The sequence below is a fragment of the Flavobacterium sp. RNTU_13 genome, from assembly GCF_046614455.1.
In the GTDB taxonomy this organism is placed as follows: domain Bacteria; phylum Bacteroidota; class Bacteroidia; order Flavobacteriales; family Flavobacteriaceae; genus Flavobacterium.
The window spans coordinates 243,846-260,724 of record NZ_JBKJHB010000006.1 but is presented as its reverse complement, the minus strand read 5'-3'; the positions used below and the strand labels follow the sequence as shown (position 1 = coordinate 260,724).

Genomic DNA, 16,879 nt, shown 5'->3' with positions numbered 1-16,879 from the left:
TTTAGTTCATTAAAACATTTAGTTGGAAAAAAGGGTTCAGCCCCGGGTTTGTTAAGATTCGGGGGCAAACCTAATAAATTAGATCTTTTTTCACAATGATAGGTGCTATTTGCAAATGTTAATTGCGGAAAACCCGTAATCGAGTGTAGGTTTTCTTACAAAAACAAACGCCCCAAATGCAGTTTCCTGTATTGGGGCGTTTGTGCTTTTATGCAGTTCTTATCTTTATTACAGTGTTGCGGCTACCTTTTCTATAGCGGCAAGGGTAAAATCAAGGTCGTTATACGTTAGGGCATCGGTTATAAACCAGGTTTCGTATGCCGATGGTGCTATGTATACCCCATTATCAAGCAGGCCATGGAAAAACTTCTTAAACGTATCGTTGTTACCGTATCCGGCGGTGGCAAAATCAGTTACCGGCCTGGCATCAAAGTGTACCGAAATCATAGAACCTGTACGGTTTATGGTGTGGGCTATGCCTTTAGTTTCCAGTATGTTTCTTATGCCGGTTTCCAGGTAAGCGGTTTTAGCGTCTATGCGTACAAATACTTCGGGGTCGTTGTTAAGCGCCTTAAGCATTTCCAGCCCTGCCGCCATGGCCAGCGGGTTACCCGAAAGCGTACCTGCCTGGTACACCGGGCCCACAGGGGCAAGGTAGTTCATGATTTCGTTTCGTGCGGCAAATGCCCCTACCGGTAGCCCGCCGCCTATAACTTTACCAAAGGCAACAATATCTGCCGTAATGCCGAAAAGCTCCTGCGCACCACCCTTTGCAAGGCGGAAGCCCGTCATAACCTCGTCAAAAATAAGCAGTGTCCCGTGCGCATCGCATAAATCCCTAAGCCCTTGTAAAAATCCTGAAGCCGGAGGTATACACCCCATATTACCCGCTACGGGCTCTATGATTATGGCAGCGATTTCGTTTTTATTGGCTTCAAAAATGGAGTTTACGTTATCCAGGTCATTATAAGTAGCCAGCAGGGTGTCTTTAGCCGTACCCTGGGTTACGCCCGGGCTGTTAGGGCTGCCAAAGGTAACCGCGCCACTGCCAGCCTGTATAAGGAAAGAATCAGAGTGGCCGTGGTAGCAGCCGGCAAATTTTATTATTTTTTCGCGCCCCGTAAAGCCGCGTGCCAGACGTATGGCGCTCATACAAGCTTCGGTACCGCTGTTTACAAAACGGATTTTATCTATGTTAGGCACCATAGATACGGCCAGTGCCGCGATTTCTGTTTCCAGTGCGGTAGGGGTGCCAAATGAGGTGCCTTTTTTAGCGCGTTCTATTACGGCATTTACCACAGGCGGGTAGGCATGGCCCAGTATCATGGGCCCCCAGCTGTTTATGTAATCTATATAGCGGTTACCATCTTCATCAAAAAGATAAGCGCCTTTAGCTTCTTTTACAAAAATAGGCGTGCCACCCACGGCTTTAAAGGCACGTACCGGACTGTTTACGCCACCCGGGATTACTTCAGATGCTTCGATAAAAAGGCGGCTGCTGCGTTCGTATAACATGGTTATTTTACTTAACTTTTAGTGTTTGGCCTATGCTTATGGCATTGCCATTAAGGTTATTAAGTTTTACTATATCGTCTACGGTTACACCGTATTTTTTAGAAATGGAATATAAGGTATCTCCCTTAGCTACCAGGTGGGTATCTGCTGTAGGTGCCTGCTGTACTGTGGTTGTAGGTTCAGGCAGGTTTATTACCGTATTGGGCTTAGGGGTATCGGGTACGGTTACAGGCGTTTGCGGAGCTACTTTAGGCAACTCCCTTACGGCTACATCGGCAGGTACGGTGCCTTTAACGGGCGTGCTTTTGTCTATAGCAGGCCTTGCTTTACCGGTAACCTCGGCATCGTATTTTGCCAACTCAAAACGCTCTATAAGCCCTATAAGTTTTTCGGGGTAGCGCGGGTCAGTGGCATATCCGGCAGCCTTAAGGCCACGTGCCCAGGCGGCATAGTCGTCTTTTTCCAGCTGAAACAAAGCAGAGTAGCGGCTGCGTGTGGTAAGAAACTTAGAGTGGTCTTCAAAAGACTGCTCTGCGCGGTCGTATTTGCGGAAACATTCGCCGGCGGCATCATCGTCATGAAACACCGTATCGCCTGTCCAGTCTTTATGGCATTTTATACCAAAGTGGTTGTTAGCCGTTACACACAGGTCGCCATACCCGGCACCTGATTCCAGTATGCCCTGTGCCAGGGTTATACTTGCCGGTATGCCGTGGCGCCTCATGTTATCCTGCGCTATGCCTTTAAAGTTATTTACGTATTGTTTTACCTGTTCTGCATATACCGTAGTGCGGCTGGTACTTTCCAGGGTAAGGGTTTTATCGTCTTTACCGGCTACCGGCTTTTTAGGCAGCGGAGTTTTGGCTTTCGGTTGCTTGTGGGCTTTGTCGTTTTTGGTAGTTTGAATGTAAGGCTTGGTACTGCCACACGAGGCCAGCAGTGCCAGTAGTACAAAAGTTCCGATTTTTTTAATCATACCTTTTGGGTTTTTATTGTGGGTAAATGCTTCTTTTTCAGCAACAGGTTCATGCCCTCTACGCCCTGCAGGCCGCCCGTGTGTATAAGCAGCACGTGCGATTGTGGCGGAAAAAATCCCTGATGTGCCAGTTCTATAACGCCAAAAACCATTTTTCCTGTATACACAGGATCCAGCGGAATACCTGTTTTGTCGTAAAAATCATTAATAAACGTTACCAGCTGCGCTGTAACCTTTCCATATCCTCCAAAATGGAAGTCTTCGGCCAGCTGCCAGTTGTTATTTGTGGCAAAGGTACGTATATCATCCCACAAAGCCGCATTTTTTAACGCCGGGAACCCCACAACCTGCTGGTGGGGCAGTGCGGCATTTATAACCCCGGATATGGTGCCCCCCGTGCCTACAGCAAGGCAAATGTGCGTAAAGCCTGCATCGCCATCTGTAAGTATTTCCTCGCAGCCCTTTACAGCAAGAGCGTTAGTGCCGCCTTCCGGCAATATGTAGCAATCGCCAAATTCGGCAGTAAGGGCATCTAAAAACTCTGGTTCGGTTTTTCGGCGGTAGTCTTCCCTAGATACAAACTTAAACTGCATACCACAGCCTGCCGCAAATGCAAGGGTGGGGTTAGCATCAATTTTATCGGCAAGTTCATCGCCGCGTATAATGCCAATGGTAGCAAAACCGTATTCCCTGCCCGCTGCCGCTGCGGCCGCTATATGGTTGCTGTACGCCCCGCCAAAGGTAAGCAGTGCAGTTTTGCCCTGCTGTTTAGCTTCCAATACATTGTATTTCAGCTTTCGGAACTTATTGCCCGATATGTGCGGGTGCAGCAAATCTTCCCGCTTTATGGTAAGGGTAATGCCGTTGGGCAGCGGTATAGCAACGTTTTGGTTCATACCACAAATTTACGGTTATTTGGTTATAAGGTAAAGCGGTTATTTGGTTATTCGGAGTCAGGCGAATAAACTTGTGTAATTGATTTGATACAGTCTTTCTGGACAAAACAATGTGTAAAAATTACGATATGTCGTAATCTATGTTTGGTTGTTGTTTTGTTAAATTGCTGTTGGTTAGTGTTTTATGGTTTTAGGGTTGCCGTTTGCTTATACTACTGCAGCAGTGATTATTAACTAAAAAAAATTATAAAAATGAGCACACTAAAACTAAAAGACGGTACAGAGATTTTTTACAAAGACCAAGGCCAGGGGCCGGTTATTATGTTTCACCACGGATGGCCGCTGTCTTCAGACGACTGGGAAGCACAGGTAATTTTCTTTTTACAAAGAGGCTTCAGGGTAATTGCCCATGACAGGAGGGGCCACGGCCGATCTAGCCAAAACATATACAACCATACCATAGAGCAATACGCTTCAGACGCGGCAGAGCTGGTAGATTTCCTTGGCTTAACCGATGTGGTGCATGTGGGGCACTCTACCGGTGGGGGAGAGGTAATACGCTACGTAAACAAATACGCTAAGGGCAGGGCTAAAAAAGCCGTACTAGTTAGCGCGGTTCCGCCGGTAATGGTAAAAAGCGAAAACAATCCTGATGGTGTTCCTATGGATGTGTTTGATGGTATAAGGGAACAAACCCTGCACAACAGGCAGCAGTTTTATATGGATCTTACCGTGCCGTTTTATGGCTATAACAGAGAAGGTGCCGTTATAAAGCCGGGCGTTCAGCAAAACTGGTGGAGACAGGGCATGATGGGCGGTATTGTGGCGCATTATGATGGTATTAAGGCGTTTTCTGAAACTGATTTTACAGAAGACCTTAAAGCGGTAGAAATTCCGGTTTTAGTACTGCATGGCGACGACGACCAAATTGTTCCTATAGAAAACTCGGCTATAAAAGCAGCAAAACTTTTAAAGAACGGTACACTGATTACCTACCCTGGTTTCCCTCACGGAATGCCTACAACCCACGCCGATATTATTAGCAACGATATACTAAACTTTATTAACGGGTAACACCCATTAGTAACTATAAGGCATAAAAAAATCCTGTTAAAAATGTAATTGCCGTACTGCTGTAGTACTGTGGTACCTACTTTTTAACAGGATTTAGTATGTTTAAGTGTTACTTCTTATAAAAAGGCTGCTGGTCGTTAAAGTACGCCGATATGCCATTTTCCGGAGCCAGTTGCATAATGTCTATAGACTCGCCCTGTTTAAGGAACTGCTGTGCGGTACGCCCGGTTTCCTCAAATATAACCTGGCGGTCGCCGCTAATGTCCAGCGCTAATAAAAAGCGTGGCGGGTTACCGGTAGCAGGCATTTCTACCACGGCAAGATATGCTTCGTTTACGTCATCGCGGTTGCTAAATACGGTAATCAGCTTATCCAGCATGGCGGTAGGCAGGCTCGAAGGCTGTCCTATGCGCACCTCTGTATTATTTGGTACCGCCACCTCATGTATGGCTCCACCCAGTATACTGCCATCCAGCACCTGAGCTATTTCTTCGGGTATCAGTTCTTTACCAAAATCAGAGAACGGGTTTAGTACAAGCGTAGCACCTTTTGTAAGGTTTAGCAGGTCGCCGGCTTTCATTTCCATGTAGGGTACTTCGCCTTTTATCACGCCTTTTTCAAACATGCGTGGCAGTGCGGTAAAAAACGGAATTTTACCATCAGAAAACGTAGCCAGTTCTACCTGGGCGTTTTCCTCCAGCACCTGCTGGCCCTGTGGCGCATTTTTACCCGATGTAATTACATATACCTGCTGTAGTGGCAGGTTACGGTAAAAATCATAACGCACATTTACGTTGTTTACGGCCTCTTTCATAAGGGCTTCAAACGGCAGTGTAGGTATTTCGGCAGGTATTTCTGCTTCGGTTTGTGGCGGCTGCGGCGTTTGTGGGGCAGGCTCTGCTACGGTTTCGGGCTGTATGTTTTCCGGTTGTGCAGTTTCCGGCTGAGGTGTTTCATTTTCTGGGGTGTTCTTTTTCTTGAACCGGTCTAAAATTCCCATCTGTTATGTTTTGTATTAAGTAAAAAATAAATATGTTGGTATTGCCAAAGAACGTGAATTTGCCCCACGCGTGCAAGTTTGATTATTAACGCTACTGTTAATTTGTTTGTAATATATGGGATTTATGTGCCAAAAACTTTTATGAATTACGCACAATGCATAAAACCGGGCGCCTAAAATTTTGCGTGTTCGCTTTTTACGTATCTTTGCAGGCACACATCTTAATAAAAAAATGGAAGCAGCCAAACAAACAAAGGGGCCGCTTGTACCCCGGCTATCGTTTCATAAAGTGCTTGAGGCTCTGGAGAATATAGCCAACAACGAAACCGGTTACCGTGCCGAATACGCACAGGCACTGCTAAACCATGCCGCACCGTTCCCCGAAATACGCACCGGTATGGACAACCTGGAGCAGCTGGCCACGCATGAAGGGCTTATACGGAACCTGCTTGCCGATTTGTTCCCTACGGCATTAACCTACAACGAAATTAAGGCGGTAACACTGCCGTTTTTTAACTTTACGTTTAACCATACCGAACGATTTAAGAAAATACTGAGCAACGCGGGTGCCGATTTTGATATGGCCATACGCGATTTTAGCGAACACCAGTTTTATGTGTTTTGCTGTTGCCTGGTCTTAAACGGGTACTACGGCTATAACTTTGATTTCAGCAAACCGCTGTTTTATGATATACCCGATGAGCAGGGGATTATTCACCATTACCGCATAACGTATAATGCTGATTTTATGGAAATCATTCCTACCGAAAAGGCTATAGCCATATCGGCAGAGGACGTTACGCTACTGATGGATAATTTTGAGGACCTGGAGCTTTGGAAACAAAAATTCCCCGAAGGCAGCTGGGAGGTTAAAGGCTTTGGCATAGTGTCTTTATTTGATGCCACTACAGAGAGTGCCATAAGCAACCTTAAAGGCAACCTGCTTATTACCGAGGAGTTTACAGAGCTGACCAAAGATAATGTAGAAAGTATTTTCAGGTCTATTTTCCGTATTGCAGATTTAAGGGTAGGGTTTACCGAGGTGAATACTGATGATAACCTGTTTAAGCTGGCTCCTTTTATAAACATAAAGAGCCACATACTAAACGGCCTGGGCGAAATGAAATGCGATGCCATGTTTTGCAGTGATTCGCTGGACGAAATATTGCAGGACCGCAAGTATATGGTTATAAGCGATGTAGAGGAGTTTGTAAAATCAAACCCCGAAGACGTATCGTTTGGTAAGCACCTGATTTCGCAAGACATACGCAGCGTTATACTGGCACCCATAATTAAGAACAACCGTTTTTACGGGTTTATAGAACTGGTTTCGGCGCGCCCCGGCGAACTTAATACCATTAATGCCAATAAGCTGGAGTTTATTACCCCGTTTATTACAGATACCATAGAGCGCTACTACAGCGAGCTGCAAAACGAGGTAGATGCCATTATACAAAACGAATACACTGCCATACACCACAGCGTGTACTGGAAGTTTAGGGAAGAAGCCCTGGAGCACCTGCAGCGTGGCAACCGCGAGGCGTTTAAAGATATTGTATTCCGCGAGGTGTACCCGCTATACGGCCAGCTCGACGTAAGGGGAAGCAGCACAGCCCGTAACGACAGTACAGAGAAAGACCTTATGCTACAGGTGCAAACGCTGCTTTCGGTATTCCGTTTTATATTTGAGCAGGAGCCTTTGCCACTGCTGGAACAGCATATTTATGAGCTGGAAAGCCTGGAAGATAAACTGCGCGATCCGCTAAAGGCCGATACCGAAGCTACCATACAAAGCTATATTATAAACGAGGTGCACCCGGTTTTAAACCATTTTGAAAGCAGTAATACCGCAGTAAAATCACGCATTAAAGAGTACTTTGATTCGCTCGATGCCAAGCTGCACATGGTATACCAGAGCCGTAAGGATTTTGACCGTACGCTTTCGGCCATTAACAAGCAAATGGCGGCACTGTTGGATAAAAAGCAGGAGGTGGCACAGGCGTTTTTCCCGCATTACTACGAGCGCTTTAAGACTGATGGCGTAGAGCACAACCTGTACATTGGCGCCAGCATATCGCCTAAGCACCAGTACAACCCGCTGTACCTAAACAACCTTAGGTTATGGCAGCTGCAGGTAATGTGCGAAATGGAAAACGAATACTACCGCATTAAGCCATCATTACCTTATGACCTCGATGTAACATCGTTAATACTGGTGTTTAGTTCGCCTATAAGCATACGTTTCCGTATGGACGAAAAACGCTTTGATGTAGACGGCACTTACAACGCCCGCTACGAGGTGGTAAAAAAACGTATAGACAAAAGCAACATAAAAGGTACTAAGGAGCGCATTACCCAAAAGGGAAAAATCACCATAGTATTTTCTCAGCGTAAGGAAGAAAACGAGTACAGGCGCTACATACAGTTTTTGCAACACAAAGGCCTGCTGGGCAATGTGGTAGAAACCTTTGATGTAGAGGACCTACAGGGCGTAACCGGGCTTAAGGCACTGCGTGTATCTATTAACTACGGTGCACAAACTGGCAGCAATTATACCTACGAAGACCTGCTTAAAGAGCTACAAACCAAATAGTACACCTATAAGACAAAACACTACACTACCATAAACACAAAAGCCCCTTTATGGGGCTTTGTTATTTTTAGAATAGTACTAACGTTAAATCTTACACAAAAACTACAGCCTGTAAAACGCCACTACAAACGCCCCTACCGATAGTATAATGCCTACCATGAAAATATTGTAGGTAATACGCAGCAGGCGGTACTTTCTGTTTAGTACAAGCCCCAGGTAGTAGAGGTCTTTTATCAGTGCGCCGTACACATCATCGCGGTCGGTCATCAGTTCGCGCAGGGCGGTGTCGTACTCCTCCAGGCTCAGCTTGTAGAAGTTACCAAAAAACAGCAGGTTTATGCGTTTTTGCTTAATGTCGTCTTTACTGTAGGTGGCGGTATTTACCTTAGGCCTGGTGCTTAGTATGGCAAAGATGATGCTCACGGTACTAAACAGCATCATAATAAATGTAGGGAATACCAGGTGCGCGTTTGCCGGGCTATCCAGCTTGGGTATAAGCGTGCTCAGCGATATGGAAATGATAATGGTATTTACAGACAGCAGTATGTTTGCCTTGCTGTCTGCTATGTCGCTAAGGCGGGTATGGTTGCTTAGTGTAACCCTAAACAGGGTGTCAATCCCCCTGTCGGGCTTGTCCTCTTTTTTCTTCTCTTTTTCGTCCTTTTTACCCTTTTTGTCTTTTTTGCCCTGCTTGGCGCTGAGGTTGTTTATAGCTTCCTGTAGCGCGGCTATGTTGTTTTCTTTTTGGGGTTGCAGGTGCTTTTTGGCATAGTGCGTAAAAAAGCGGTGTTTATGCAGCAGCAGCAAACGGTTGCCCACATTCCATTCCAGGTCAGTAAACTGTTTTCCGTCTACAATTTCCCATTCGCTGCGCAAAAGTTCAGACAATTGCAGGTAATTTGGGTCGGCAAAGTGCGCGCAGTCGGCATCTTTTATAATTTGTTCGGCAAGGTCTGCCGGTTCGTGGTGCAGTTCTGTAGCCAGTATAAGGCGTTTTACCAGGGCCGTTTTGTCGGTGTCATAATTATGCCCCTTCAGGAAATTTTCTGCGATTTCTGCGCCGCGTTTCTCGTGGTTTTCTGCGCCATCTATATAACCGCTGTCGTGCAGCCATGCCGCAAGCATCAGGGCTTCAAGGGTATCGGCATCTACGTCTTCGGCACGGGCTATGGTTTCGGCGGCGCGCACCACGCGCAAAGTATGGCTAAAATTATGGTAAATATAATCGGGAGATAGCCTATCTTTGAATAGGTGGAATACGTGGTTTTCCGCTTTAGAAACAATGTCCATTTGGCATAAATTATTGATACTACCAAATTATGAAAATCTTTCCGCACAGCAGTAGGCTTTCAAAAAATATTAGCAGAATGGCTACCGTGGCGGCTGCGCTTGCCCTTTTTGGCTGCGCTACCCGGCACGAACAGTATGGCAAAAACGCCGTACTGCTTAAAGGTAAAGACAGCACAAGCACCGCTGAGGTAACAGCACACCGCTTTTACCTTATAGGAGATGCCGGCTATGCCGACAGCCCGCATTCGCAACGCTTGCTGGCGCTGGTAGGGAACAAACTGAAAACAGAAGGTGAAAAAACCACCCTGCTGTACCTGGGCGATAACATATATCCGCTGGGTATGCCAAAGGAAGGTAAAAAGGGCAGGGCCGAAGCCGAGGCATCGTTAAACAGCCAAATTGCCCTGGCAGGGCAGTTTAGCGGTAAAACCTATTTTATACCCGGTAATCACGACTGGTACCACGGACTCGATGGGCTTAAGGAACAGGAAAAACTGGTAGCGGCTGCGCTGGGCAAAAAGGCCTTTCAGCCGGGGAAGGGATGCGCCATAAACAGTGTTGAGGTAACCGATAGTATTACCGTTATAACCGCAGACAGCCAATGGTATTTTGCAAACTGGGACAATCATCCTACCATAAACGACGATTGCGATATTAAAACCCGCGAGGCATTTTTCCTGGAGCTGGAAAGCCTGCTGAATAAAAACCAAAACAAAACGGTACTCCTTGCCATGCACCACCCGCTTATGAGTGGTGGTGCGCACGGCGGGCAGTTTTCGTTTGAAAAAGAAATTTTCCCGTTGCACACCCGTATACCGCTGCCTGTACTGGGTTCGCTGGGCAATTTGCTGCGCAGTACCGGCGGGGTTATAGATCAGGACCTGCAAAACCGCGAATACAATACACTGAGCAAACGCATAAAAACCCTTATACAGGGCAGGGATAATGTTGTGGTGGTATCTGGCCACGACCATAACCTGCAATACCTTGAAAAAGATAATATAAAGCAAATTATTAGCGGAGCCGGAAGCAAGGAAGAACCGGCACGCGCCATGGGTGTTAACGATTTTTCGTACGGGGGCAGGGGCTACGCCGTGCTCGATGTGTTTACAAACGGTACTGCAAAGGTGCATTACTACAAAGTAACCGATACCACGGAGGAGGAGGTGTTTACCAAAAAACTGCTTGAAAAACCCGTACTGCCGGTAGCTACGCAGCAGTTTGCCACAAACTTCCCTAAAGATACCACGGCTACCATTTATACTAAAAATGAAACTGCCTACGGAGGCTTTTACCGCTTTTTGTTTGGTGAGCACTACCGTAAATACTACAGCACCCCGGTAAGGGCACGCGTGGCAGTGTTGGATACGCTTCAGGGCGGGCTAACGGTAACCCGTGCCGGTGGCGGGCATCAAAGTAATTCGCTACGCCTGCTCGATAAAGAGGGTAAGGAGTATGTAATGCGCGCCCAGCGTAAAGATGCATCACGCTTTTTACAGTCTACGGCATTTAAAACAACCTACATAGGTAACGACTTTAAAGGTACGTTTACAGAGCGTTTCCTGCTCGATTTTTATACCACAGCACATCCTTATACACCGTATATTATCCACCATTTAGAAGAGGCAGTGGGTATTTACCACACCAACCCTGAGCTGTATTATATTCCGAAACAAACGGCACTGGGCAATTACAATACCGATTATGGCGATGGGCTGTACATGGTAGAGGAACGCCCTACCGATGAGTTTGCCAAAATAGACAGCTTTGGCAATGCCGATGGCATAGACGGCTCTGATGACGTACACGCAAAACTCGAAAAAAGCAAAAAGAATGTAATAGATGAAAAGGCTTACATACGCGCACGATTGTTTGACCTGGCCATAGGCGACTGGGACCGCCATTCGGATCAATGGCGTTGGGCTAAGTTTAAAACTGCCGACAGCACGTATTACCGCCCCATTCCGCGCGACAGGGATCAGGCGTTCCCTAAGATAGATGGTGCATTGCTTTCGTTGCTTATGAAAGTACCCGCGCTAAGGAAAATGAAAAACTATACCGATGATATACCGAATGTAAAGTGGCAGGCAAAACAAGGCTATACGCAAGATGTATCGTTTATAACAAAAAGCGGCGAAAAAGAATGGCTGGAGCAGGCTGCATATATAAAACAACATCTTACCGATGCCGTTATAGACAGTGCTTTTGCGCAGCTGCCTAAAGAGGTTATAGACAATGATACCGAAAACATAAAACGCTGCTTGAAAAGCCGCCGCGATAAGCTGGAAAAGTATGCACTGGAGTACCGAAAGGTATTGCTGCGTACCGTACTGCTTACGGGTACCGAAAAGAAAGACCGTTTTGTAATTACCCGCCAGCCCGATGGCATAACGCAGGTGGAACTGTACAATGTGGGTAAAAAAGGCGATTCGCTGGTGTTTAACCACACGTACCGCCGCAGCGAAACCAAAGAGCTTTGGATTTATGGCCTTGATGATGACGATGCCTTTGAGGTAAAAGGCAAAGCCAGCCACCCTATTACCCTGCGCCTTATAGGCGGGCAGAACCACGACACCTATACGGTAGAAGATGGGCATAAGGTAAAAATTTACGATTTTAAAAGTAAGAACAACACTTACAATACCGCGAATGCCGCCCTGCGACTTACCGATGATTACGAAACCAATATGTATGACTACAAAAAACCTGATTACAACATTTGGGCAGGATACCCCATGGCGGGTTTTAACCCAGACGATGGGGTGAAGCTGGGGGCTACAGCCAGCTATACGGTAAATAACTTTAACCGCAGGCCTTATTCGCGTAAGCATACCTTTGGGGCCAACTATTTTTTTGCCACTCAGGGGTTTGAACTTACCTATGCTGCCAAGGTTATGAACGTGGTAAGTAAATGGAACCTGGGGCTCGATGCGCGCTTTACAAGCCCTAACTTTAGTATTAACTACTTTGGCCTGGGCAACGAAACCGTAAACAACGACGATAAACTGGGCATGAACTACAACCGTGTAAAGCTGCAGGTGTTCCGGGTGTCTCCCTCTATATTTAAGCAGGGGCCAAACGGTGGTTTTATGGAACTGAAAGCTGATTTTGAAACCATTGAGGTAGATGGCACCGTAAACCGCTATGTAAACCAGCCGGGTGCTATAAACCCTTACCTGTTTGAGCATATGCAGTATGCAGGGGTACAGGGTATGTATAAGTTTGAAAATTATGATAATCCTACCATGCCTGCCATGGGAATGCTTTTTTATGTAAAAGGCGGCTGGAAGGCAAGCATGGATGTTTTTGAGCGCAACTTTGCCCATGCCGAAAGCGCACTTACCTTTTATCACAGGCTTACCCGTAACGACAGGCTGGTGCTGGTAAGCGGTATTAAGGCAAAAATGATTTTTAACGATAACTACGAGTTTTACCAGGCAAGTACACTGGGTGGCGATGCTGATTTAAGGGGCTACCGCCGTGAGCGTTTTGCCGGTAACGACGCCTTTTTACATACTACAGACCTGCGCTATACCCTGGGGCGTACCAAGAGCTTTGTGCCGCTGGTATACGGCTTTTCGGCGGGGTATGATTACGGCCGGGTATGGCTGCATGGCGAAGAAAGCAGCAAGTGGCACCAAAGCGCTGGTGGGGGCTTTTGGGTAAATGCCGCCAATGCTGTTACGGGCAGGGTAAACTATTTCCACGGGCAAGATGGCGGCAGGTTTACCTTTGGCTTTTCGCTGGGCTTATAAGAGCTGGGTAACAATACAAAAACGGCGTTTGTGCTATTACACAAACGCCGTTTTTGTATTTATATACCGGTAGGGATTACTTAAGGGTTATGGTGTATAACTTGCCGCCCTCCTTTTTAGATTTTTCGTCGGCTATGTAGAGGGTTTTGTTGTCTGTAAAGCATACACTTTCCTTTTGGGTTACTTCGCCTAAATCGTAGGGTGTCAGGGTGCCTTTGGCAAAATCATCGCCGGTAAAATTGGTTATAAGCCATAGCTTGTCACCGCTTATAAGGGCTACGGTTTTGCCGTCAGGGCTTATATCGGCCCCGGCAATGGCACATCGCCTAAAGTTATCACAGCTAATAAAGCTGCCCACTTTTTCTGCGGCAAAGTTGCCCGGTTTGTTCGGTACCTTATGTATCAGCACCGTACCATCGCTGTTAAAGCATCGGTTTTTACTAAATAGGTAAAAATATCCGTTGTGCTCTAGCATCCCTTCACAGTCAAAATTCCTGTCGGCCTTCTTTGCCGGAAAATCCTTTTGCTCCGGGTAATAAAATGTAGTAGTCTGTACTACTTTAGAGGGATCTTGCGGTTTCACCTTTATTATGCTCAGGTTTCGCCTGTCGTTGTCATTATTACCGGTATCGGCTATGTATAGGTTGCCCTGGGTATCTGCGGTAATATCTTCCCAGTCGGTATTAGGGGCATCTACCACATAGGCGGTATGCGTGCCGGTTTGCGGGTCTATTTTGTACAGGGCATTTTCGTTACCGCTGTCTTCAATGCCCCACAGGGTATTGTTTACGTACTCTAGCCCCGAAATTTCTTTTAGCTTTAGTTTACTGATTTCTTTTGGGGTAAGGCTGTTGCCGGCCGGTTGCTGGTTTCCGCAGTTATAAAATCCTATGGCAATAATGCAGGGAATAATAAGGCGCATGTGTGCAGTTTTAATCATAGTATAAAGATAACTATAAAATACTTAAAGTTATTATAAACAAAATACCGCCGTGGCTTGCACCACGACGGCTTCTGTCTTAAAATCAGTTAGTCTTGTAAATGAAAAATCCCCTTTATGATACCAAATGTAAGGGGATAAAGTTATTCTGTAAATAAAAAACGCAATAAAACGTTAAAACATATATTATTATCGTTGAAGTGTTTACGGCTAAAAAAGCAAACCGCCACATTGCTGCGGCGGTTTGGTGTTTAGTAATATTTAGCTAGTATAGTTAGCCCAGTGGTGTATCGTACCACGGGGTAGACTGGCTACAAATTATGGTAGAATAATCTTTAAAACTCACTTGGGAAACCACAAGCCTCCAGCGGTAATAAAGCATTAACTGATAAGGGTAACGTGCCACAGAGGGCGGCGTTACAGTAACGTTATTATATACAATGTTATCTGTATAGCTAATTATGCTTCCTATACCCACCTCCAGGTTTTCGGGTTCTATTTGCTGTATTTGCAGGGTCACCTTGTATAGCCCGTCTGGTGCTATGCCTTGAGGAATATCGGCAATAAATCCCCACTTGGGAGAGGCAAACGAACCTACATTATCATAATGCGCCGTAGGGTTAGACCAACAAGCAAAAGTATATTTAGGAGGTTTTGGCGATGTGATTATGGGTGGTGCATCAAACGTGCTTTTCTTTGCCGTTACAGCGGTATCAGTTTGCAGACTGTCGTCGTCTGTACTGCATGAGGCAAAGAGCAATAGCAGCGCGATTATAGATGTAATTTTTTTCATGGTAACGGCGGTTGTTTTTGTTTGTTGACCAAACTTAACAACTAACCAAGTATATTCGCTAAAAAGCGTTAACAAAACGTTAAAATGCAAAATTGTGTCGATAAAGTGCATTGCCATGTGCCTGTTAACCACGCGTTAATTACAAACTGCTTAACACACTTATGGCGTAACTTTATATTACAAACGTGAAGTAAAACCATAAAAATTATACTGTTATGGAATCAAACCAAAACAAAAGGATGTCTGCTGAAGAATACAACAGGCGCCTTGACGAAGTAAGAAACCTTACCCCGGACACTACGTTGCCGTATACAGATCCGGCGATTGTAAACCCTACTGAGCTGGCAAGTTTCCCAAAACCGGCACCAAAGGCCAGTGCCACAGATATAGCCGAGGAAAACCAGGCACACCCCATGAGTGTGCAACGCTCTGCGGTTAGGGAAGGCCGAAACATAGTACGAACTGATACAGCTCCGGATCCTGATGGGTTTCTATAAAAACAACAATCCCCGCCTGTAACAGGTGGGGATTGTTTTACTAGGATATAGTATGTACTAGTGGGTAAGCTCTTTAAGTAATGCAGGCTTAGCGTCAAGCTTTGCCATTTTATCTGCGCTTAGTGTAGCTCTTAATTTAGCTTCTATGCTTTTATAAACCGTTTCTTTATCAGCCTCATTGTTGCCTTTTTTGGCTGCATACTCAAGCATACGGTATTTAGTTTCAAACAGTCCCTGAAACATTTGCTTTTCATTATCTGAAAGTGCTATAACTTTGTTAAGGCTGCTTACATTTTTGTCAGCTGCAACTTTTATCTCGCCATCAGTTACAGGAAGTGTGGCCGGTGCAGTTTTTACTGTTTGCTTAACAGCTTTTTTTTGCTGGGCACTTGCAGTAAATCCTAAGCCCAGAGTTAAAATGGCAGACAGAGCAATTATTTTTTTCATGATATTATAGTTTTGTTTAGTGTTTAACTTTTCAAAACTACTCATTTTGCCAGATTACACAAAACTTTAACACGCTTTATTTCTGTTTCCTTACAAAACGGCCAGGTTGAGGTTTGTCTTTTCTAACGCTCTTAGCTTCAAGTTTTTCCTCATATTTTTTATACTGGTCTGCCGTAAGTATTTTTTTAAGGTCGCGTTTCAGCTTTATTTTCTCGTCCAGTAATGCAGCCCTCATTTGTCCGCGTTCTTCTGCGGTAGGTTTTATACCTTTCGCCCTGTTTTCCTCGCGTTTTTTCATAAATTCATCTTTCTTGAGCTCTGCCGCTAATAGCAACGGTTCTGCATCTTTTGCCTGCTTGTCGGTAAGGTCCAGTGCCAGGGTAAGCTCTTTAGTGTGTATAGACGCGCGCTGCTGTGCCGAAGGGCGTTCTTTCATGGGGCGTTCTGCCCTTGGTTTGCCTGTAGGCATAGGTTGCGGGTCTGGTGTTTGTGCTGCCAGGGTTACGCCTGCCAGCAGTGTAGCTGCTAAAATCCACGTTTTCATAGTGTATCAATTTAAAGTTTATACCTGTAAGACTGTGGTTTACAAAAAAAGTTTAATAATGTGACAAAAATTACTTTATTTTAACAAATGGCCATTACCTTTGCAGGCGTGAAAAATCTTGTATTTGTAATAGTATTCTTTATGATAGCGCGGCCTGTACTGCCCGTGCTGGAGTATGCTGTTAATTACAATTACATAGCCACGGTACTTTGTGAAAACAAGGCAAAACCGAAACTACACTGTAACGGTAAGTGCCACCTTATGAAAGAGCTTGCCAAAACCGCCGAGCAGGACAAGCCGGTTTCTGAAAAAAAATCAGGCCATGCCGAAGCGGAGGTGTTATTTTTTCAGCCGTTTGCCGAAATAGCATTTAGCATACCCGTACTACAAGTATCAAACAAAAAACTTCCAGTTTATAAAAACCTGTATTCGCACCTTGCCGGATACGCGGTATTTCATCCCCCGCTCATTGCAGCATAAAAATTTTCAACTCCCATCTCATGTTCCCATGTCAGGGCAGGGCTGGTTATGTACGGATTTTGGTCAACGGCGCCTGCTG

14 protein-coding genes are annotated in these 16,879 nt (G+C 45.6%); 5 read left to right on the top strand and 9 right to left on the bottom strand.

All coding sequences use genetic code 11. From position 1 onward, the window contains the following. Nucleotides 1-228: 228 nt before the first annotated feature. The 3 genes from hemL to ACLI08_RS14335 are packed head-to-tail and all read right to left on the bottom strand — an operon-like array spanning nt 229 to nt 3,387. Entirely contained in the window at nt 229-1,515 is a 1,287-nt protein-coding gene (gene hemL / locus ACLI08_RS14345; RefSeq protein WP_411429194.1) for a glutamate-1-semialdehyde 2,1-aminomutase, read from the bottom strand. A gap of 7 nt (nt 1,516-1,522) precedes the next feature. Beyond that, a complete protein-coding gene (locus ACLI08_RS14340; RefSeq protein ID WP_411429193.1) occupies nt 1,523-2,491 on the bottom strand; it encodes a glucosaminidase domain-containing protein in 969 nt (322 codons plus the stop codon). Then, on the bottom strand, nt 2,488-3,387 hold the full coding sequence (locus tag ACLI08_RS14335; protein WP_411429192.1) for a 1-aminocyclopropane-1-carboxylate deaminase/D-cysteine desulfhydrase: 900 nt from the start codon (nt 3,385-3,387) through the stop codon (nt 2,488-2,490). The genes ACLI08_RS14340 and ACLI08_RS14335 overlap by 4 nt, the downstream gene beginning before the upstream one ends. Before the next feature lie 252 nt (nt 3,388-3,639). Between ACLI08_RS14335 and ACLI08_RS14330 the strand changes: the two genes are divergently transcribed. Further along, complete coding sequence (locus ACLI08_RS14330; RefSeq protein ID WP_411429191.1) at nt 3,640-4,461, top strand: alpha/beta fold hydrolase; 822 nt, start codon at nt 3,640-3,642, stop codon at nt 4,459-4,461. A gap of 109 nt (nt 4,462-4,570) precedes the next feature. On the opposite strand, the gene ACLI08_RS14325 is transcribed toward ACLI08_RS14330, so the two are convergent. Beyond that, complete coding sequence (locus ACLI08_RS14325) at nt 4,571-5,461, bottom strand: enhanced serine sensitivity protein SseB C-terminal domain-containing protein (protein WP_411429190.1); 891 nt, start codon at nt 5,459-5,461, stop codon at nt 4,571-4,573. Nucleotides 5,462-5,693: 232 nt separating this feature from the next. Here ACLI08_RS14325 and ACLI08_RS14320 point away from each other — a divergent pair, with 232 nt between their 5' ends. Then, nucleotides 5,694-8,054 carry a GAF domain-containing protein gene (locus ACLI08_RS14320; RefSeq protein ID WP_411429189.1) on the top strand — a complete coding sequence of 787 codons (2,361 nt, stop codon included), beginning with the start codon at nt 5,694-5,696 and terminating at the stop codon, nt 8,052-8,054. A 102-nt stretch (nt 8,055-8,156) separates the two neighbouring features. Here ACLI08_RS14320 and ACLI08_RS14315 read toward each other — a convergent pair whose 3' ends face one another. Beyond that, nucleotides 8,157-9,344: a Pycsar system effector family protein gene (locus tag ACLI08_RS14315; RefSeq protein WP_411429188.1), complete on the bottom strand. Its 1,188-nt coding sequence runs from the start codon at nt 9,342-9,344 to the stop codon at nt 8,157-8,159. Between the two features lie 77 nt (nt 9,345-9,421). On the opposite strand from ACLI08_RS14315, the gene ACLI08_RS14310 reads away from it, so the two are divergent. Next, nucleotides 9,422-13,099: a metallophosphoesterase gene (locus ACLI08_RS14310; protein ID WP_411429187.1), complete on the top strand. Its 3,678-nt coding sequence runs from the start codon at nt 9,422-9,424 to the stop codon at nt 13,097-13,099. A 76-nt stretch (nt 13,100-13,175) separates the two neighbouring features. Here the strand turns inward: ACLI08_RS14310 and ACLI08_RS14305 are convergent, their stop codons facing one another. Both ACLI08_RS14305 and ACLI08_RS14300 read right to left on the bottom strand, forming a co-directional pair. Next, nucleotides 13,176-14,021, bottom strand: a complete 846-nt coding sequence (locus tag ACLI08_RS14305) for a hypothetical protein (RefSeq protein ID WP_411429186.1) — start codon at nt 14,019-14,021, stop codon at nt 13,176-13,178. 292 nt (nt 14,022-14,313) lie between these two features. Continuing rightward, a complete protein-coding gene (locus ACLI08_RS14300; protein ID WP_411429185.1) occupies nt 14,314-14,832 on the bottom strand; it encodes a hypothetical protein in 519 nt (172 codons plus the stop codon). A gap of 215 nt (nt 14,833-15,047) precedes the next feature. Here ACLI08_RS14300 and ACLI08_RS14295 point away from each other — a divergent pair, with 215 nt between their 5' ends. Then, entirely contained in the window at nt 15,048-15,329 is a 282-nt protein-coding gene (locus ACLI08_RS14295) for a hypothetical protein (protein WP_411429184.1), read from the top strand. A 57-nt stretch (nt 15,330-15,386) separates the two neighbouring features. Here ACLI08_RS14295 and ACLI08_RS14290 read toward each other — a convergent pair whose 3' ends face one another. Beyond that, nucleotides 15,387-15,776 (bottom strand): hypothetical protein, encoded by a 390-nt coding sequence (locus tag ACLI08_RS14290; RefSeq protein ID WP_411429183.1) that lies wholly within the window; start codon nt 15,774-15,776, stop codon nt 15,387-15,389. 76 nt (nt 15,777-15,852) lie between these two features. Next, nucleotides 15,853-16,320: a hypothetical protein gene (locus tag ACLI08_RS14285; RefSeq protein WP_411429182.1), complete on the bottom strand. Its 468-nt coding sequence runs from the start codon at nt 16,318-16,320 to the stop codon at nt 15,853-15,855. An 87-nt stretch (nt 16,321-16,407) separates the two neighbouring features. Here ACLI08_RS14285 and ACLI08_RS14280 point away from each other — a divergent pair, with 87 nt between their 5' ends. Further along, a complete protein-coding gene (locus ACLI08_RS14280) occupies nt 16,408-16,800 on the top strand; it encodes a hypothetical protein (protein WP_411429181.1) in 393 nt (130 codons plus the stop codon). Nucleotides 16,801-16,879 lie beyond the last annotated feature (79 nt).